At 71.2% G+C, this 19310-nt stretch carries 17 protein-coding genes; 11 read left to right on the forward strand and 6 right to left on the reverse strand.

All coding sequences use genetic code 11. The features are described 5' to 3' along the window. Positions 1 to 4: 4 nt before the first annotated feature. The 6 genes from ubiG to R2APBS1_RS17710 form a co-directional block, all read right to left on the reverse strand. The gene (ubiG, locus tag R2APBS1_RS17685) at positions 5 to 715 is read right to left on the reverse strand and encodes a bifunctional 2-polyprenyl-6-hydroxyphenol methylase/3-demethylubiquinol 3-O-methyltransferase UbiG (protein ID WP_015448966.1); all 711 of its coding nucleotides are present in this window, start codon (positions 713 to 715) and stop codon (positions 5 to 7) included. Continuing rightward, positions 693 to 1844, reverse strand: a complete 1152-nt coding sequence (locus tag R2APBS1_RS17690; RefSeq protein WP_015448967.1) for a sedoheptulose 7-phosphate cyclase — start codon at positions 1842 to 1844, stop codon at positions 693 to 695. Before R2APBS1_RS17690 ends, ubiG begins: the two co-directional genes overlap by 23 nt. Continuing rightward, complete coding sequence (locus R2APBS1_RS17695; protein ID WP_015448968.1) at positions 1841 to 2323, reverse strand: S-ribosylhomocysteine lyase; 483 nt, start codon at positions 2321 to 2323, stop codon at positions 1841 to 1843. Before R2APBS1_RS17695 ends, R2APBS1_RS17690 begins: the two co-directional genes overlap by 4 nt. 31 nt (positions 2324 to 2354) lie before the next feature. Next, the gene (locus R2APBS1_RS17700) at positions 2355 to 3596 is read right to left on the reverse strand and encodes a sugar phosphate isomerase/epimerase family protein (protein WP_015448969.1); all 1242 of its coding nucleotides are present in this window, start codon (positions 3594 to 3596) and stop codon (positions 2355 to 2357) included. 280 nt (positions 3597 to 3876) lie between these two features. Beyond that, positions 3877 to 5160, reverse strand: a complete 1284-nt coding sequence (locus tag R2APBS1_RS17705; protein ID WP_015448970.1) for a cytochrome c — start codon at positions 5158 to 5160, stop codon at positions 3877 to 3879. Next, positions 5157 to 5933: a c-type cytochrome gene (locus R2APBS1_RS17710; protein ID WP_041676822.1), complete on the reverse strand. Its 777-nt coding sequence runs from the start codon at positions 5931 to 5933 to the stop codon at positions 5157 to 5159. The genes R2APBS1_RS17705 and R2APBS1_RS17710 overlap by 4 nt, the downstream gene beginning before the upstream one ends. Positions 5934 to 6339: 406 nt before the next feature. Here R2APBS1_RS17710 and R2APBS1_RS17715 point away from each other — a divergent pair, with 406 nt between their 5' ends. The 11 genes from R2APBS1_RS17715 to ilvC all read left to right on the forward strand — a co-directional run bounded on the left by R2APBS1_RS17715 (position 6340) and on the right by ilvC (position 19280). Further along, positions 6340 to 7485, forward strand: a complete 1146-nt coding sequence (locus tag R2APBS1_RS17715; protein ID WP_015448973.1) for a homoserine dehydrogenase family protein — start codon at positions 6340 to 6342, stop codon at positions 7483 to 7485. Next, a complete protein-coding gene (locus R2APBS1_RS17720) occupies positions 7482 to 8477 on the forward strand; it encodes a homoserine kinase (protein ID WP_015448974.1) in 996 nt (331 codons plus the stop codon). The genes R2APBS1_RS17715 and R2APBS1_RS17720 overlap by 4 nt, the downstream gene beginning before the upstream one ends. 120 nt (positions 8478 to 8597) lie before the next feature. Further along, complete coding sequence (gene thrC, locus R2APBS1_RS17725) at positions 8598 to 9908, forward strand: threonine synthase (RefSeq protein WP_015448975.1); 1311 nt, start codon at positions 8598 to 8600, stop codon at positions 9906 to 9908. A 119-nt stretch (positions 9909 to 10027) separates the two neighbouring features. Next, entirely contained in the window at positions 10028 to 10165 is a 138-nt protein-coding gene (locus tag R2APBS1_RS20325; protein ID WP_015448976.1) for a hypothetical protein, read from the forward strand. A 111-nt stretch (positions 10166 to 10276) separates the two neighbouring features. After that, a complete protein-coding gene (locus R2APBS1_RS17730; protein ID WP_015448977.1) occupies positions 10277 to 11932 on the forward strand; it encodes a 2-isopropylmalate synthase in 1656 nt (551 codons plus the stop codon). Next, positions 11929 to 12930: a branched-chain amino acid transaminase gene (locus R2APBS1_RS17735; RefSeq protein ID WP_015448978.1), complete on the forward strand. Its 1002-nt coding sequence runs from the start codon at positions 11929 to 11931 to the stop codon at positions 12928 to 12930. Before R2APBS1_RS17730 ends, R2APBS1_RS17735 begins: the two co-directional genes overlap by 4 nt. After that, on the forward strand, positions 12927 to 14339 hold the full coding sequence (gene leuC / locus R2APBS1_RS17740; RefSeq protein ID WP_015448979.1) for a 3-isopropylmalate dehydratase large subunit: 1413 nt from the start codon (positions 12927 to 12929) through the stop codon (positions 14337 to 14339). The genes R2APBS1_RS17735 and leuC overlap by 4 nt, the downstream gene beginning before the upstream one ends. A gap of 224 nt (positions 14340 to 14563) precedes the next feature. Next, the gene (leuD, locus tag R2APBS1_RS17745) at positions 14564 to 15145 is read left to right on the forward strand and encodes a 3-isopropylmalate dehydratase small subunit (RefSeq protein WP_007513602.1); all 582 of its coding nucleotides are present in this window, start codon (positions 14564 to 14566) and stop codon (positions 15143 to 15145) included. Next, on the forward strand, positions 15142 to 16239 hold the full coding sequence (gene leuB, locus R2APBS1_RS17750; protein ID WP_007513600.1) for a 3-isopropylmalate dehydrogenase: 1098 nt from the start codon (positions 15142 to 15144) through the stop codon (positions 16237 to 16239). Before leuD ends, leuB begins: the two co-directional genes overlap by 4 nt. 321 nt (positions 16240 to 16560) lie before the next feature. Next, positions 16561 to 18276: a dihydroxy-acid dehydratase gene (ilvD, locus tag R2APBS1_RS17755; protein ID WP_015448980.1), complete on the forward strand. Its 1716-nt coding sequence runs from the start codon at positions 16561 to 16563 to the stop codon at positions 18274 to 18276. Then, positions 18273 to 19280: a ketol-acid reductoisomerase gene (gene ilvC, locus R2APBS1_RS17760; protein WP_015448981.1), complete on the forward strand. Its 1008-nt coding sequence runs from the start codon at positions 18273 to 18275 to the stop codon at positions 19278 to 19280. Before ilvD ends, ilvC begins: the two co-directional genes overlap by 4 nt. The last annotated feature ends 30 nt before the right edge of the window (positions 19281 to 19310 follow it).

Raw genomic sequence — 19310 nt, forward strand, 5'->3', positions numbered from 1 at the left:
GGGTTCAGCCCTTCCTGGCGAAGCAGGCCATGTAGTTGATGTCGGCGCGGTCCGGCGCAACGCGGAAGCGGCGCGTGAGCGGGTTGTACATCAGGCTGTCCACCGCCTTGAACTCGAGCCCCGCCGCGCCGGCCCACGCGCGCATCTCCGCCGGCCGGATCAGCTTGCGGTAGTGGTGGGTGCCGCGCGGCAGCAGGCCGAGGATGTACTCGCCGGCCACGATGGCGAAGGCGAACGCCTTGAACGTGCGGTTGATGGTGGAGAAGAACGCCACGCCGCCCGGCTTGAGCAGGGCGGCGCAGGCGGCGATGACCTGCGCCGGCTGCGGCACGTGCTCGAGCATCTCCATGCAGGTGACCGCGTCGAAACGGCCGGCTTCCTCGCGGGCGAGCGTTTCCGCATCGAGCTCGCGGTAATCGATGGCCAGCCCGCCGCGCTCGGCATGCTGGCGGGCGATGTCCAGCGACAATCGCGACAGGTCGATGCCGGTCACCTGTGCGCCGCTCCGGGCCAGCGCCTCGGCCAGGATGCCGCCGCCGCAGCCCACGTCGACGACGCGCGGCGCGCTCACGCCGATGCGGTCGGTGATGAAGCGCAGGCGCAGCTCGTTGATCGCGTGCAGCTGGCCCATCTTGCCGTGCGGGTCCCACCACAGCTGCGCGATGCGGTTGAAGTGGGCGATTTCCGCGGCATCAACGTTCGGCGATTCGGTCATGGTCTGTCGTGGTCCGGTCATGCAACGTCTGGATGGAGGCTTCGATTTCCGCGCGCGCGATGTCGTTGACGAACGTGCATTCGCCGACCGCCGCGGGCAGCGGCACGCGCTGCAGGCCGTTGCGGTGTTCGACGCGATCGAGCAGCGATTGCCACATGAGTTCGGCGTCGAGCAGGGCGAGGTCGGGGGCGAGGCCGAGATGGTCGACCACGGCGAAGATCCGTTCGGCCGCGGCCGCGCCGAGCAGGCTGCGGCGCCGCGCGATCGCGGTCGACACCAGGATGTCCAGCAGCACCGCCTCGCCGTGCAGAAGGTCGTCCCCGTGGCGGGTTTCCAGGCCATAGCTGAAGGTGTGGCCGAAGTCGACCTTGCGCGCCAGCTCTTCCTCGTGCAGGTTCGGCGCCAGCTCTTCGAGCATGCCGCCGATCGCACGGTCGAGGATGTCGCCGCCGCGCGCGTCCTGGAACGCCGTCGCCAGCGAGGCCGCGCCGTGTTGCTCCAGCAGGCGGAACAGCGCGGCGTCCCTGATCACGGCCAGCTTGACGATCTCGCACAGGCCGTTGCGCAGGTGGCGCGGCGACAAGGTGCGCAGCAGGCTGCGATCGAGCAGCACCCGGCGCGGCGGCTCGAAGTTGCCCAGGCGGTTCTTGTGGCCGTTGAAATTGATCCCGGTCTTGATTCCCACCGCGGCGTCGACGTAACCCATCAGCGTGGTCGGCACCTTGATGTGCGGCACCCCGCGGCGGTAGCTGGCCGCCGCGTAACCGACCACGTCGGTCAGCACGCCGCCGCCGATGGCGATGACCGGCTCGTCGCGGCGATGGATCGGAAAGCCGTCCAGCTCGCGCAGCACCGAGAGCCAGGCCTCCAGCGTCTTGCCGCCCTCGCCGCCCGGCAGAGTGATGATGCGGGCATCGACCCGGTGCTGCGCGAAGTAGGCGCAGATGCGTGCGCCGTGATGCGCGTGCACGCAGGCGTCGACCACCACGAAACGGCGCCCGTCCTGCACGCGCCCCATCGACAGCAGCGCGTCGCTGCGCGGGTCGAACACGTCGGCCACGTTGAGCAGGTCGTACTCGATCCGGCGCGTGGCGCTGACCTGCCAGTGCGTGCCCGGCGCGGTGCTCATGCCACGTCCCGCCACGCCGAGCGCTGCGCCAGCACCTCGCGCGCGACGGCCTGGGCGCGGGCCAGGTCGTGGTGGCGCCAGTGGCCGCACTGGTCGACGCGCGCATACGGCACGGCGTCGGCCGCGAGCACGCCTTTCAGGATGGTTTCGAGCGCGTCCTCGATGACGGCACGCCGGCCTTCGCCGAGCAGGGTGAGATAGAAGCCGGTCTGGCAACCCATCACGCCGATGCCGACGAAATGCCGCGGCAACAGGCGCCCGTAGCCTTCGAGCAGGAAATGCTCGATCGAATGCAGTTCGGTGCTCGACAGGCAGGCGTCGGCGTTCGGCCGGCGCAGGCGCAGGTCGACGGTGTAGACGATGTCGCCCGCAGCTCCCGCATGGACGCCGCGCAGCTTGACGCTGGGCGCCTTCAGCCGGCGGTGGTCCAGTTCGCCGACGGTATCGCTCGACCAGCCCAGTGCCTCGAAGTCGATCATGGTGATTGCTCGGTGGAACGGCCGGGTGCGCTCATGCCGGCTGCGCGATCGCGGCCAGGTGGCGGTAGCTGTCGTCGAGGGCCTGCTGCCAGCCCTCGACGTGGTGGTAGAGCTCGACCGAGCCGAAGCCGTCGAAGCCGTGCGCGTTCAGCGCATCGAAACTCGCCGCCAGGTCCAGCGTGCCCTCGCCGGGAATCTCGTGGAAGTGCACGATGCCGGTGCGCGTGTTGGCGACCATCCGCTCGAACAGCGCCGGACCGCGCACGCCGCGCAGGTGGGCGACGATCGGCCAGGCCCGTTCGAGCACGTCGAAGCTCAGCCCCGGCACCGAGATCAGGTAGGTGAAGATCTCGTCGTCCAGCGGCGAAGCACCGGCGTACAGGCTGCCGTAATCGACCATGCCTGCCGGCCGGTCGATGCCGGCCTGCGCCAGCAGGGCGTCGATGCGCCGGCGCCGCGCCGGGTCGGGCGCGCGGTCGGCGAAGTACAGCGGATGGCGGCGATCCACCAGCAGGTAGTCCGCCGTCTCGGGAAAATAGACCAGGGTGCTGGCGGCATCCAGGTCGAAGCCCGCCACCGCATCGTCCCGCACGATCCTGAGGTTGCGGCCCTCGCGCGCATCGGAGATGTGCAGGTAGCGGGCGAACGGCGCCGCCTGCGCCAGCGCGCCGGTGTAGTCCGGTTCCGAGCAGTAGGCGTGGCAGATGTCGATGTGCAGCGCGAAGCGCGGCGAGCCGACCGCGCGGATCAGCGCCAGCCCCTGCGCCAGGGTCTCGATGTACATGCCGGGCTCGGGCTCGATCAGCAGCGTGATGTCCTCATCGTCGCGGATCTCGCGCAGGCATTCGCGGATGCTGTCGGCCAGCAGCTCGCCCGGATCGGCGGCCGCCTCGCGCACGTGCTCGTCGCGCAGGAAGCCGCTGCCGAAAGTGACCAGCTTCACGCCCAGCCGGCGGGCCACGCGGATGCCGCGCTTGACCAGGTCGATGCGGCGCTTGCGTCCGGCCACGTCCAGCGTCAGCAGCGACGGTTCGTGCGGCCGCGACGGGGTGAAGAAGTGCGAGGCGGTGGCTACGCAGGCCGGTACGATCCGCGCCGCGTCCAGCCGCGCGCGCACGGCATCGAGGTCGGCCTCGCCGAGGTTGAAGGGATTGAACTGGTCGCGGTGGAAGGACAGCTCGACCCCGGCGTAGCCGGCCCGGGCCACCGCGTCGATCGCCTCCAGAAACGGCAGATTGGTGAGGCCGAAGGTGCTGTAGCTGAGCTGGATCATGCCCGGAAGCCGTGGTGAGCAAGCGGTGGATGGATATCCCCCGCAGCGTGCGGGCGCGGCGCCACGCTTGCCATGACCCACGTCAAATCGCGCCCGCCGACGCCTGCGTACGGATGCCGCAGTGCGCTGCAGCCGGCGGCAAGAGCGCGCTGCCGGCGCGCTCGCACCGGTCACGGCAGGGCCACGGCGCCCCGCCGGGACGGAAGAAAGAGCAAGAGCGGACCCCGCCCCCCTGCGAGCAGGCAGGGAGTAACGCCGACGACGCCGAAACGCCGGCTGCTCAGTCGACCGGCGTGTTGCGGTAGGTGCCGACGTCGGCCGGTTGCACCGCAGCGGCCTGGTTCGACCACGACTGGCGGATGTAGCCGACCACCGCGGCGACGTCCTCGTCGTTCAGCTGCTGCGCGAACGGCGGCATCGAGTACGGCTGCGGGTTGCCGGCGGTGGCCGGGGCGAAGCCGCCGAGCAGCACGCTGCGGATCGCGTTGATGCCGGTCGGTTCGGTCACCGAGGTATTGCCGTCCAGCGGCGGGTAGGTGCCGGCCACGCCACGGCCGTCCTTGCCGTGGCAGTCGGCGCAGTGCTGCGCGTAGAGCTTGCCGCCCTGCGCGTGGCTGGCCGCCTGCACGAACGGAACCGCTGCCGCCGGCGCGCGCGGCGGCAGCGATTGCAGATAGACGGCCACCGCCTGCAGGTCGGCGTCGCGCAGGTGCTGGGTGCTCAGGCGCACCACGTCGGCCATCGGCCCGAACGCGGTGCCCTTGGCCGACTGGCCGGTCTTCAGCAGGTCGACGATGTCCTGCGCGCGCCAGCCGTCGAGGCCGCCGCCGGCCTGCGTGCTGAGGTCCGGCGCGTACCAGTCCAGCTGCGGGATCTGGCCGCCGGTGAGGTGGCGGTCCTGCTCGATGCCGCCCAGCGAATCGCGCGTGCTGTGGCATTCGTTGCAGTGGCCCAGGCCCTGCACCAGGTAGGCGCCGCGGTTCCACTGTTCGGACTTCGTCGGGTCGGGCCGGTACTCGCCCGGCTTGAAGTACAGCGCGCGCCACGCGACCAGGCTGCTGCGCACGTTGTAGGGAAACTCCAGCCCCAGCGCCGTGTCGGGCCGCTGCACCGGCGGCAGCGACTTCAGGTAGGCGAAGATCGCCAGCGCGTCGTCGCGGCTCACCTTGGTGAACGAGGTGTAGGAGAACACCGGGTACAGCAGTTCGCCCCGGCGGCCCTTGCCTTCGTGCAGCGCGCGCCAGAAATCGTCGAAGCTCCACTGGCCGATGCCGGTATCCGGATCGGGCGTGATGTTCGGCGCCGGCACGTCGCCGAACGGCGTGCCCAGCGAACGGCCGCCGGCGTAGCGCTGGCCGTCGCGCGCGGTGTGGCAGGCAGCGCAATCGCCGGCCGTGGCCAGGTATTCGCCGCGCGCGATCAGCGCCGGGTCGCGCAGCGCGGCGGCATCCGCCGCGCGCTGCGCGGGCGAGGCGACCGGCTGGCCATGGCCGAGGTACCACCAGCCCAGCACCGCCACCACCAGCAATGCCGGCACCCACCAGCCATGTCGCCGCCATGTCATCGATCCGCTCCGCTCTTGCCCATCACGCACCAGCCCGGCAACGGTTCGGTCTGCGCGCTGGCCGGTGCCGGATGCATGTCGGCCGGCGGCTCGTGGCTGGCCAGCCACGCGGACACGGCGGTGATGTCCGATTCGCGCATGCGATTGGCGACCACGCCCATGCAGTACGGCCCTTCGGCCGCGCGCTGGCGCGTGCGCCACGACACCAGCTGAGTGTCGAGATAGTCGTACGACAAGCCCATCAGGCCCGGCATCATCGGCTCCACGCCGGTGAGTCTGGCGCCGTGGCAGCTGACGCACGACGGTACGCCGCGGGTGGAGTCGCCGCGCAGCACCAGTTGCTCGCCGCGCCGCAGGGTGTCCGCGGACACCGCCGGCACCGGCAGTTTCCGGTACGGCACGTCCTGCTTCGCGAAGTAGCCGGCGATGTCGCGCAGGTACGCCGGGCCCAGCTGGCGCACCACGTATTCCATCGGTGCGTGCCGGCGCTGGCCGCTCTGGAAATATTCCAGCTGTTGCAGCAGATAACCCGCCGGCTTGCCGGCCAGGCGAGGGATCGCCACGCTGTCCGGCGAACCCTCGCCATGCGCACCGTGGCAGCTGGTGCAGGCGGCCACGCGTTGCTGCATGGTGTCGGGTATCGCCGGGGCGGCGCCGGCCTGCGGCGGCGTGGCGGCCATCGGCGCATGGCCCATGCCGAGCGCAAGCAACGCAAAAGCCGCACGCGGCGCCTGTCTGCACAGCCGCCGGCGCAGTGAAACGAACCTGTTCATCCGGCGGATTGTAGGCCGGTCGACCGGCACCGGCCGGCGCCAACCGGCGTGCCGCGACAACCTGCCGCAGGTGCGGCGACCTGCGCCCGCCGCTTGAAAGTTGCAGATGCATCTGTTGACCGCAGTGCAACATCCGCCTTAAGGTCGAGCCCATGTCGCCGCTTTCCATGCCAGCACGCACGCACCTCGCCCCGGTCTTCGCCGGGCGTGCGCCGTTGCCGGCCGGCGGCGTCAACCGCCCCGCCACCACCACCACGACCACCATTACCACTCGGTCGGGGTGGGTGTCCGTGCGCGACTAGGTTCTTCACCACGCAACGGCCCCGCCCTCGACCGAGGCGGGCCGGTGCACTCCCCAAGCACACGCCGATCCGCCAGCGAGCACGGGCCTCACCAGGAGGTCATCGTGAACATCTGTGCGTCCCCACTTGCCGAGCTGCCGCCCGCATCCGGTTTCGCCGCGGCGGGCAGGCGGCGGCAGCGCGTGCTGGCCGTCGGCGTGATCGGCCCCGGCCGGGTCGGCAGTGCCTTGCTCGAACAGCTGCGTGCCGCGCAGCCGCGGCTGCTGCGCGACAGCGCGCTGGAACTGAAGCTCTGCGGCGTGGTGGCCAGCAAGCGCATGTGGCTGGACTGCGACGACACCGAGCTCAACGGCCGCCACGGCGGCGCGCAGATCTGGCGGCCGAACGACCTGGACGCGTTCGCCGGGCACGTGCGCGGCAGCGATGGCCGGCATGCGCTGCTGATCGACTGCAGCGCGAACGACGAGGTGGCCGCACGCTACCCGCGCTGGCTGGCCGCCGGCCTGCACGTGGTGACCCCGAACAAGCTGGCCGGCAGCGGCCCGCTGTCGCGCTGGCAGGCGATCCGCGCCGCCTGCGCCGGCGGCGCGCGCTTCCGCTACGAGGCCACCGTGTGCGCCGGCCTGCCGGTGGTGCAGACGCTGCGCGACCTGCTCGACACCGGCGACGATCTGCTCGCGGTCGACGGCATGTTCTCCGGCACGCTGGCCTGGCTGTGCAACCGCCACGACGGCCGCCAGCCGTTCTCCGCGCTGGTGCGCGAGGCGCATGCGCTGGGCTATACCGAGCCCGACCCGCGCGACGACCTGTCCGGGCTCGACGTGGCGCGCAAGCTGGTGATCCTGGCGCGCGAGGCCGGCCGGGCCCTGTCGCTGGAAGACGTCGACCTGCAAAGCCTGGTGCCGCCCGCACTGGCCGCGTTGCCGCTGGACGACTGCATGCGGCGGCTCGACGAACTCGATGCGCCAATGGCGGCGAAACTGGCCGAGGCGCGTGCCGAAGGCGGCGTGCTGCGCCACGTGGCGCAGCTGGACCGGCACGGCCGCGCCAGCGTACGGCTGCTGGTGCTGCCCGCGTCCCACGCGTTCGCGCACACCCGCCTCACCGACAACATCGTGCAGTTCAGCACCCGCCGCTACTGCGATAATCCGCTGATCGTGCAAGGCCCCGGCGCCGGCCCGGAGGTGACCGCCGCCGGCGTGTTCACCGACCTGCTGCGCATCGCCGAATCGCTGGAGGCGCGCGCATGAACTCCTCCCTGCTGGAACCCGTCATGGCCGCACCGCGCACTGCCAAACATCCACAAGTCGCCTGCGCGTTCGCGCCGGCCAGCGTCGGCAACGTCGGCGTCGGCTTCGACCTGCTCGGCCACAGCGTGGCCGGCGCCGGCGACCGCGCCGAAGTGCGCCGCATCGACGAGCCGGTGGTGCGCATTGCCGCCATCCGCGGCTGCGTCACCGACCTGCCCACCGACCCGCGCGCGAACACCGCCGGCACCGCGCTGCTTTCGCTGCGCAAGGCGCTCGGCTTGCGCCACGGGTTCGAGCTGACCCTGCACAAGGGCATCGCGCTGGGCTCGGGCATGGGCGGTTCGGCGGCCTCGTGCGTGGCAGCGCTGATCGCCGCCAATGCGCTGCTGCCCAGGCCGCTGCCGCGCGAGGCGCTGTACGGCTTCGCGCTGGACGGCGAAGCAGTGGCCAGCGGCAGCCGCCACGGCGACAACCTCGGCTCGATGCTGCTCGGCGGCCTGGTGCTGGCCACCCACGAACGCCTGCTGCGCATCGAGGTGCCGGCCGCATGGCACTGCGCGCTGGTGCATCCGCACGTGGTGCTGGAGACACGCACGGCGCGCGCGGCGCTGGCCGGCCACTACGCGCTGGGCGAGTTCGTGGCGCAGAGCGCGAACCTCGCCCTGGTGCTGGCCGGCTGCTGGCGCGGCGATGCTTCGCTGGTGCGTGAAGGCCTGAAGGACGTGCTGGTGGAACCGCGCCGCGCGCCACTGATCCCGAACTTTGCCCGCGTGAAGCAGGCCGCGCTCGACCACCACGCGCTCGGTGCCAGCATCTCCGGCGCCGGCCCCAGCGTGTTCGGCTGGTACGACCACCGCGCCGACGCCGAGGCGGCCAGCATGGCGATGCGCGCCGCGTTCGCCGAGGGCGGGCTGGACAGCGACGCCTGGGTGTCGCCGATCGACGGACCCGCTGCCGCCTTGATCGCCTCGCTCGACGAGGCCTTGCCATGAACGCACGCCCTGCAGGAGCGCACCCTGTCCACAAGGGTCTTCCCTCGGTCGTGCGCGATGCCTTTGCTGCACGCCAGGCAGAACTCGCGCACAGGGTGCGCTCCCGCAGAGGTGGCGACCATGCGTGAACCACTGCGTTATCACAGCACGCGCAGCAGCACGGAAACCGTGCCGCTCGGCCAGGCGATCGCCGCCGGGCTGGCGCCGGACGGCGGCCTGTACGTGCCCGAAGCCCTGCCGCGACTCGACCCGGCCGCGTTCGATCCGCGCGGCAGGCTGGCCGACACTGCGGCCACCTTGCTGGCGCCGTTCTTCGCCGGCGACGTGCTGGCCGACGCACTGCCCGCGATCTGCGCCGAGGCGCTCAGCTTCGACACGCCGCTGCGCGCCCTGCCGGCGCATCCGCACGCGGCGATGCTGGAGCTGTTCCACGGCCCCACCTCGGCCTTCAAGGACATCGGCGCACGCTTCCTCGCCGCCTGCCTGCGCCGGCTGCCGCGCCGCGATGCGCGGCCGCTGACCATCCTGGTCGCCACCTCCGGCGACACCGGCGCCGCGGTGGCCGCCGCGTTCCACCGCCAGCCGAACGTGCGCGTGGTGATCCTGTATCCGGACGGCTTGGTCTCGCCGCGCCAGGCACACCAGCTCGGCTGCTTCGGCGACAACGTCACCGCGCTGCGCGTGGCCGGCCGCTTCGACGACTGCCAGCGCATGGTCAAGGCCGCGCTCAACGACGCGGCACTGCAGGCGGATGTGCCGCTGTCCTCGGCCAACAGCATCAGCCTCGGCCGCCTGCTGCCGCAGATGAGCTACTACGCGCACGCCGCGCTGGGCTGGTGGCGCGAACACGGCACGCCGCTCAACTTCATCGTGCCCACCGGCAATCTCGGCAACGCGCTGGCCTGCCTGTGGGTGCGCGAACTGGGCCTGCCGGTCGGCGAGGTGCGGCTGGCCTGCAACGCGAACGCCACCCTGCCCGAGTTCTTCGCCGGCGCCGACTATCGCCCGCGCGAAGCCATCGCCACTCTCGCCAACGCGATGGACGTCGGCGCGCCCAGCAACTTCGAGCGGCTGCGCTGGACCTTCCCGAATGAATCCGCGTTGCGCCAGCTGCTGCAAGCGCACAGCGTGGACGACGCCACCATCCGCCACACCATCGCCGCTCACGCCCGCGAGCACGGCGAGCTGTTCTGTCCGCACACCGCCACCGCAATGCACCTGCTCGACCGCCTGCGCGCGGAGGGCGACACGGCGCCATGGGCGGTGGTCGCCACCGCGCATCCGGCCAAGTTCGAGAACGTGGTGGCGCCACTGCTCGACCACCCGCTCGCCGTGCCCCCCGCGCTGGCCGCGATGCTGGCACGCGGCGCTAGTGCCGAACCGCTGGCGGCCAGCGAGATCGCCCTGCGGAGCCGGCTGCTGCTCTCGTGAAATATTCCGCGTCTCGCCCGGCAAGACCGTCTGGACATCTGGACGTCCAAAGCAGGCCGATCGACGATTTCAAACGAAACTGTTGACGCCGCCACACGAAGTGCCCTAAGGTCGGTCACATGTCGCAGCGCAGCAACCATTGCCGCATCGCCGAAATGAACCGTCTCGCGACGGTCGACGGCCTGCTGCAGCTCGGCGGCACGCTCCTTATTACCCTCGTACTCGTACTCCTTATTACCAACGGAGGTGCGGGCTGAGGGCATGTGTCCAGGTAAATAAGAAAACCTGAAAACACCCGAAGAACCCCGCACCCGGTAACGGATGCGGGGTTTTTTTGTGCCTTCGGCGCCGCCCACAGCGGAGCCATGATGAAAAACCCCGGCCAGCACGACACCCCCGCCAGCGACGACGACGTAGTCGCCGGGCGCGTGCGCATCTTCGACACCAGCCTGCGCGACGGCGAGCAGGCGCCCGGCTTCTCGATGGACCGGCGCGCCAAGCTGCGCATGGCGCGGCAGCTCGAGGCGCTCGGCGTGGACGTGCTCGAGGCCGGTTTCCCGCAGGCCTCGCCGGACGATTTTGCTGCAGTCGCGGAAATCGCCGGGGCGCTGAAAAACACCACGGTGTGCGCGCTGGCGCGCTGCCAGGACGGCGACATCGACAGCGCCGCCCGCGCGCTAGCGGCGGCCCGCCACTCGCGCATCCACCTGTTCCTGTCGACCAGCCCGTTGCACCGCGAGCACAAGCTGGGCATGAGCAGGGCGCAGGTGCTGGACACCGCGGTGCGTGCGATCGAACGCGCCCGCGGGCTGTGCCACGAGGTGGAGTTCTCCGCCGAGGATGCCTTGCGTACCGAGCCCGAATTCCTCGCCGAGGTGTTCAGCGCCGCGGTCGCCGCCGGCGCCAGCACGCTGAACGCGCCGGACACGGTGGGCTACACCACGCCGACCGAGATCGTCGAGCTGTTCGAATACCTGCGCCGCCACGTCGTGGGCGCGGAGCGGGTGATCTTCTCCAGCCACTGCCACGACGACCTCGGCATGGCGGTGGCGAACAGCCTGGCCGCGGTCAGCGCCGGCGCGCGCCAGGTGGAATGCACCATCAACGGCATCGGCGAGCGCGCCGGCAACGCTGCGTTGGAAGAAGTGGTGATGGCGCTGAAGGTGCGCGCGCCGCACTTCGGCGTGGACGCCCGCATCGACACCCGCCAGCTGTACCCCACCTCGCGCCTGCTGACCGAGCTGACCGGCCAGGCGGTACCGCGCAACAAGGCGATCGTGGGCGCCAACGCGTTCGCCCACGAGTCGGGCATCCACCAGCACGGCATGCTGAAGCACCGCGGCACCTACGAGATCATGCGGCCGCAGGACGTCGGCATCGCCGAAACCCGCCTGGTGATGGGCAAGCACTCCGGCCGCGCCGCGCTGCGCCAGCGCCTGCAGGCGCTGGGCCACGCGCCGGACGCCGCCGCGCTGGACGAGATCTTCGCCCGCTTCAAGACGCTGGCCGACCACGGCCGCGAATTGCACGACGAGGACCTGGAAGCGCTGGCGCTGGGCCGCGACCCGCACGCTACCGGCCCGTGGCATCTGGTGCAGCTGCACGCCAGCTCGCACCTGGGCGGCAGCGCCTCGGCCTCGGTGAAGCTGGCCCACGACGACGGCCACGAGGTCGGCGAGGCGGCAATCGGCGACGGCCCGGTCGATGCGGTGCTGCGCGCGATCGAGCGCGCCACCGGCACGCCGCTGGCGCTCACCCGCTTCCAGATCGATGCGCTCGGCGTAGGTGCCGACGCCCTGGGCCACGCCCAGCTGAGCGCGCGCCACGCCGCGCGCGACTGGCGCGGCCACGGCAGCAGCACCGACATCGTCGAGGCCGCCGCGCTGGCCGCGCTGGTCATCGTCAACCGGATCGCGCAGCACCCGCCGCACGAGCAAGCCCCGTCCATTGAAGAACGCGGTCAGGGAAGGCCGCTTGCCGATCCTCGCGCGCAGGGACGCCCGCACAAGGAGATCACCGCATGAACACCCCATTCCTGTGGCACAACGGCCGCATCAAGCCGTGGGCCGAGGCCAACGTCCACGTCAGCACGCACGCGCTGCATTACGGTTCGTCCGTGTTCGAGGGCGAGCGCGTATACGCCACGCCGCACGGCCCGGCCTACTTCCGCCTCGCCGACCACACCCGCCGCCTGTTCGAGTCGGCGCGCGTGTACGAGATCGAGGTCGGCTACAGCGAGGACGAGATCAACGCCGCCTGCCTGGAGCTGATCCGCGCCAACGCGATGCCGTCGGCCTATGTGCGGCCGATCGTGTTCCGCGGTGCCGGCGGCCTGGGCGTGCTGGCGAAGGACGGGGCGCCGGTCGAGGTGGCGATCATGGCGATGGCCTGGGGCGCGTACCTGGGCGAGGCGGCCGAGCGCGGCGCCGACATCTGCGTGTCGTCGTGGAACCGTCCCGCGCCGAACACCATCCCGAGCTGGGCCAAGGCCGGCGGCAACTATCTGTCCAGCCAGCTGATCGGGCTGGAGGCGCGCCGCAACGGCTACGACGAGGGCATCGCGCTGGGCCACGGCGGCCTGCTCAGCGAAGGCGCCGGCGAGAACCTGTTCCTGGTGAAGAACGGCCGGCTGCTCACGCCGCCGTCCAGCGCCGGCATCCTGGCCGGGATCACCCGCGACAGCGTGCTCGCGCTGGCCGCCGGCCTCGGCATCGCGGTGGAGGAGCGCGAGCTGCCGCGCGAGGCGCTGTACTCGGCCGACGAAGTGTTCATGACCGGCACCGCCGCCGAGATCACCCCGGTGCGTTCGGTCGACCGCAAGGCGGTCGGCAAGGGCGCGCCCGGCCCGGTCACGCAGCAGCTGCGGCAGGCGTTCTTCGGATTGTTCGATGGCCGTACCGAGGATCGCCACGGCTGGCTGAGTGTCGTCAATGCGGTCGCCCCTGACCGCGAAGATCGAGAACCGGCCATCCATGGCCGGACTCCTCATCAACAGCCTGCCCCCATGGAGGCATCGGCATGAGTGCGCGGACCCTGTTCGAGAAAGTCTGGGACGCCCACGTCGTCGTCGCCGAAACCATCGACACGCCCGCGGTGTTCTACGTCGACCTGCACCTGGTGCACGAGGTAACCTCGCCGCAGGCGTTCAGCGAACTGCGCGAGCGTGGACTGAGCCTGCGCCGGCCCGACCGCATGCTGGCCACGCTGGATCATTCCACCCCGACCCTGCCGGCCAACGCCGACGGCAGCCGTCCGTACGCGAACGCCGAGGCGCAGGCGCAGGTGGCGCAGCTGGAAAGCAACTGCCGCGAGTTCGGCGTCGAGCTGCACGGCTGGGACAGCGCCGAGCGCGGCATCGTGCACGTGATCGGCCCGGAGCTGGGCGCGACGCAGCCGGGCATGACCATCGTCTGCGGCGACAGCCACACCTCCACCCACGGCGCGTTCGGCGCCCTGGCGTTCGGCATCGGCACCACCGAGGTCGGCCACGTGATGGCCACGCAATGCCTGCTGCAGCGCAAGCCGAGGACCATGGCGATCCACGTGGACGGCCAGCTGCCGCCGGGCGTGGGCGCGAAGGACCTGATCCTGCACATCATCGGCACGATCGGCGTCGATGGCGGCACCGGCCACGTGCTGGAGTACCGCGGCGCGGCGATCGAGGCGCTCACGATGGACCAGCGCATGACCGTCTGCAACATGTCGATCGAGGCCGGCGCGCGCGCCGGCATGATCGCGCCGGACGAGACCACGTTCGCCTGGCTGGAAGGCCGCATGCGCGCACCGCAGGGCACGGCGTGGGACGCGGCGGTGGCGAACTGGCGCACGCTGAAGAGCGACGACGGCGCGCGCTACGACCGCGAGGTACGCATCGACGCCGCCGCGGTGAAACCTACCGTCACCTACGGTACCCATCCGGGCATGGCGATCGCCATGGACGCGCCGGTGCCAGCGGCGACGAACGCGCAGGAACGCCGCGCGCTCGACTACATGCAGAGCCGCCCCGGCCAGCCGATGCAGGGCACACCGGTCGACGTGGTGTTCATCGGCAGCTGCACCAACTCGCGCCTGTCCGACCTGCGCGAAGTGGCGCGCGTGCTGCGCGGCCGACGCGTCGCCGACGGCGTGCGCATGCTGGTGGTGCCCGGCTCCGAGGCGGTGCGCCGCGACGCCGAGCGCGAAGGCCTGCACCGGGTGTTCCTTGCCGCCGGCGCCGAGTGGCGCGTGCCCGGCTGCTCGATGTGCATCGCAATGAACGGCGACCTGGCGCAGCCGGGCCAGCTCGTCGTCTCCACCTCCAACCGCAACTTCGAGGGCCGCCAGGGCAAGGGCGCGCGCACCGTGCTGGCCAGCCCGGCCACCGCCGCCGCGTCGGCGATCGCCGGGCGCATCGCCGATCCACGCGAGTACCTGGCGGAGGTGGCGGCATGAACGCCGACCGATTCGCTGGCCTCCCTCCCCTGCTGGCAGGGGAGGGCCGGGGTGGGGTCGCTCTTGCCTCCAGCTCCAGAGCTTTACCCCCTCCCGACCTCCCCCTGCACGCAGGGGGAGGAGCAAGGCGCTTCGTTGCACTTCCCTGCGGGCACCCGCCCCTCACATCAATCCTCTCCCCACAGGGGAGAGGAGGCCAACGCAAGAAGCGAGGAATTTCATTGATGCACCCCATCACCCGCCTCCACTCGCGCACCGCCGTGCTGGCCGACGAGAACATCGACACCGACCGCATCATCCCGGCGCGCTTCCTCACCACCACCACCCGCGACGGGCTGGGCAGGCTGTGTTTCCACGACTGGCGCTACCAGCCCGACGGCAGCGACAACCCCGTCTTCCCGCTGAACCGGCCGGAAGCGCGCGGCTGCGCGATCCTCGTCGCCGGAAACAACTTCGGCTGCGGCTCCTCGCGCGAGCACGCGCCGTGGGCCTTGCTGGATTACGGCATCCAGGCGGTGCTGTGCAGCGAGATCGCGGACATCTTCCGCGGCAACGCGCTGAAGAACGGCCTGCTCGCCATCGTCATCGACGAGCGGGAGCACCGCTGGCTGCTCAGGCACCCCGGCATCGAGCTGGCGATCGACGTGCGCGGGCAATACATCGCGCTACCCGACGGCGGCCGCATCCCGTTCCGCCTGGAACCGTTCGCGCGGCACTGCCTGCTCCACGGCGTCGACCAGCTCGGCTACCTGCTGCAACACGCCGACGCGATCACTCATTACGAACAACAGGAGCAAGCGGCATGAAGGCACGCATCGTTACCCTGCCCGGCGACGGCGTCGGCCCCGAGGTCACCGCCGCCGCGGTGGCCGTGTTGAAAACCGTGGCCGCGCGCTATGAGCACGTGTTCGCGTTCGAGCAGCAGCTGATCGGCGGCATCGCGATCGACGCCACCGGCGAACCGCTGCCGGCCGCCGCGCTGGCGGCGTGCCAGTCCGCCGATGCGGTGCTGCTGGGTGCCGTCGGCGGTCCGCAGTGGTCCGATCCGAACGCACCGGTGCGGCCCGAACAGGGCCTGCTGGCGCTGCGCGCCGCGCTCGGCGTGTACGCGAACCTGCGCCCGCTGCAGGTGCACCCGGCGCTGGCCAACCTGTCGCCGCTGAAGAACGACAAGCTGAAGCACGTCGACGTGCTGTTCGTGCGCGAGCTCACCGGCGGCGCCTATTTCGGCGCGAAGACGCGCAGCGCCGATGCCGCCACCGACGAGTGCCGGTACACCGTGGCCGAGATCGAGCGCGTGGTGCGCCGTGCGTTCGAGCTGGCGCGCGGCCGCCGTCATCACGTCACTTCGGTCGACAAGGCGAACGTGCTGGAAACCTCGCGGCTGTGGCGCAGCACGGTGCAGCGCATCGCCGCCGACTACCCCGACGTGAAGCTCGAGCACCAGCTGGTCGACTCGATGGCGATGCTGCTGCTGACCCGGCCGAACCGCTACGACGTGGTGGTCACCGAGAACCTGTTCGGCGACATCCTCACCGACGAGGCCGCCGCGCTGGCCGGCTCGCTCGGCCTGCTGCCGTCGGCCTCGCTGGGCGACGGCCGGCGCGGGCTGTACGAGCCGATCCACGGCTCGGCGCCGGACATCGCCGGGCAAGGCGTGGCCAACCCGATCGGCGCGATCCTCTCCGCCGCGCTGCTGCTGCGCCATTCGCTGGGACTGGAAGCGGAGGCGGTCGCGGTGGAGTCGGCGGTCGAGCAGGTGCTGCGGCACGGCCCGCACAGCCGCGACATCGGCGGCAGCGCCGGCACCGACGAGGTGCGCGATGCGGTGATCGCCGCGATCGACGACCACGCCGACACCGCCGCCGCGTTCTTCGCCGGAGCGCGCGCATGCGGCTGATCCGGCCAGCTTTCCCCCGCGGACACCGGGACGTGTCCGCATTTTTTGCCGCCCCCTGCGCGTCTTCGGCGCCGGACGGTTCGTGCCCGCCGCGATGGCGCCGACTCCCGTTCCGTCCCGCCACCTCCCTGGCGCGCAGGGGGCGCTCTTCTTCCTTTCGATCAGCTCCACCGCAAGCACTCGCCCCTCATCCGCCCCTTCGGGGCACCTTCATTCGGGCCATCCCCGGCCCTCACCCTGCGGGCGGCTGGCGCCGTGCAAATCGGCTTTCCTGCCGATTTGTCCCCCCGTCAAGGGACTCTGTCCTTCGGAGCTTTCCCCATGCGCAGTGACCTGATCAAGAGCGGCCCGGACCGCGCCCCCGCCCGCGCCATGCTGCGCGCCACCGGCCTGGACGATGCGGCGCTGAAGAAGCCGCTGGTGGCGGTGGTGCACACCTGGTCGGACGTGTCGCCATGCAACCTCAACCTGCGCGAGCTGGCGCAGGCGGCGATGGCAGGCGTGCGCGCCGCCGGCGGCACGCCGGTGGAGTTCAACACCATCGCGGTCACCGACGGCATCGCCATGGGCACGCCGGGCATGCGCTATTCGCTGGTGAGCCGCGAGGTGATCACCGACTCGATCGAGGCGGCGGTGGAAGGCCACCTGTGCGACGCCATGGTGGTGCTGTGCGGCTGCGACAAGACCATTCCCGCCGCAGCGATGGCGATGGCGCGGCTGGACATCCCCGCGGTGGCGCTCTACGGCGGCACCATCGCGCACGGCCTGCACAGGAACCGGCCGATCACCATCCAGCAGGTGTTCGAGGCGGTGGGCGCGCACGGCGCCGGCAAGATCGACGACGCCGAGCTGCGCCAGGTGGAGTGCGACGCCTGCGGCGGCGCCGGCGCCTGCGGCGGCCAGTTCACCGCCAACACCATGGCGATGGTGCTGACCACGCTGGGGCTGTCGCCGATGGGGCTGAACGACATTCCCGCCACCCACCCGGACAAGCTCGCCGCCGCTCGCCGCTGCGGCGAGCTGGTGATGGATTGCCTGCGCGAGGGCCGCACGCCGCGTGCCCTGATCAGCCGCACCGCGATGCACAACGCCGCGCGCATGGTCGCGGCCACCGCCGGCTCCACCAACGCGGTGCTGCACCTGCTCGCGATCGCCCGCGAGGCCGGCGTGGAATGGTCGCTGGAGGATTTCCAGCCGGCCACCGAAAGCACCCCGGTGATCGCCGACCTGTTGCCCGGCGGCCGCTACACCGCGGTGGAGATGTTCGACGCCGGCGGCGCCGCGCGCGTGGCGCAGGAGCTGATCGCCGCCGGCATGCTGGAGGACGCCGCCACCGTCACCGGCCGCAGCCTGTTCGCCGAAACCGCCGCGGCGCCGCGCGTCGCGCAGCAGCGGGTGATCCATCCGGTCGTCGCACCGCTGAAGCCGCGCGGCGGCTACTCCATCCTCTACGGCAACCTGGCGCCGGACGGCTGCATCCTGAAGATCCCCGGCAAGCACAGCGCCGGCCACGGCGGCACCCGCTTCGAGGGCAGCGCCCGCGTGTTCGAGAGCGAGGAGGCCGCCTTCGCCGCCGTGCAGGAAGGCCGCATCGCGAAGGGCGACGTGGTGGTGATCCGCAACGAAGGCCCGGCCGGCGGCCCCGGCATGCGCGAGATGCTCGGCGTCACCGCCGCGCTGATCGGCCGCGGCCTCGGCGACGACGTGGCGCTGATCACCGACGGTCGTTTCTCCGGCGCCACCCACGGCTTCATGGTCGGCCACATCGCCCCGGAAGCCGCCCGCGGCGGCCCGATCGCGCTGCTCGCCGACGGTGACCGCATCCGCATCGACGCGCTCGCCCGCGAAATGTCCACCGACGCCGACCTCGCCGCGCGCCGCGCGCGGTGGCAACCGCCGGCGCCGAAAGTCAGTCGCGGCGTGCTGGCCAAGTTCGCCCTGCTGGTGGGCTCGGCTTCCGACGGCGCCACCACGCAACCCGCCAACCCTGCCCCACGCCCTACCACCACCGCATCCAACCAGGGAGTCACCGCATGAGCCACCACACCCTCGCCTCATCCCGCATCGCCGTGCTCGGCTACGGCAGCCAGGGCCGCGCGCACGCGCTCAACCTGCGCGACTCCGGCCTCGACGTCGTGGTCGGCCTGCGCCCGAACGGCCCGACCTGGCACAAGGCCAAGGCCGACGGCTTTACTGTCGCCGAACCGGCCGAGGCGGTGAAAGGCGCCGACCTGGTCGCCGTGCTCACCCCCGACATGGTGCAGCCCGCGCTGTACAAGGAAGCGATCGAGCCGAACCTCAAACCCGGTGCGGCACTCCTGTTCGCGCACGGCTTCAACGTGCACTTCGGACAGATCACGCCGCGCGCGGACATCGACGTGATCCTGGTCGCGCCGAAAGGTCCCGGCGCGCTGGTGCGCAGCGAGTACGAGCGCGGCCGCGGCGTGCCGTGCATCTGGGCCGTGCACCAGGACGTCAGCGGCCACGCCGAGGCGAAGACGAAGGGCTACGCCGACGGCATCGGCGGCAACCGCGCGATGCTCATCCAGACCGACTTCAAGGAAGAGACCGAGACGGATCTGTTCGGCGAACAGGCGGTGCTGTGCGGCGGCGCCAGCGAGCTGGTGACCAAGGGCTTCGAGACCCTGGTCGAGGCCGGCTACCAGCCGGAGATCGCCTATTACGAGGTGATGCACGAGCTGAAGCTGATCGTCGACCTGTTCTACGAGGGCGGCCTGGCCAAGATGCTGCAGTTCGTCTCCGAGACCGCGCAGTACGGCGACTACGTCAGCGGCCCGCGCATCGTCGATGCCGGCACCAAGGCGCGCATGAAGGGGGTGCTCAGCGACATCCAGGACGGCACCTTCGCGAAGAACTGGATCGCCGAATACCAGGCCGGCCTGCCGAACTACAAGCGCCTGAAGCAGGCCGACCTCGAGCATCCGATCGAGGTGGTCGGCGCGAAGCTGCGCGCACGGATGCCGTGGCTGCAGCCGAACACGCCGCCCGCCGCCGTCGCGCCGCTGAAGAAAGCCGGCTGACGCTCCCTGGCTCCTCCCCCTGCAATGAAG

Source organism: Rhodanobacter denitrificans, assembly GCF_000230695.2.
In the GTDB taxonomy this organism is placed as follows: Bacteria; Pseudomonadota; Gammaproteobacteria; order Xanthomonadales; family Rhodanobacteraceae; genus Rhodanobacter; species Rhodanobacter denitrificans.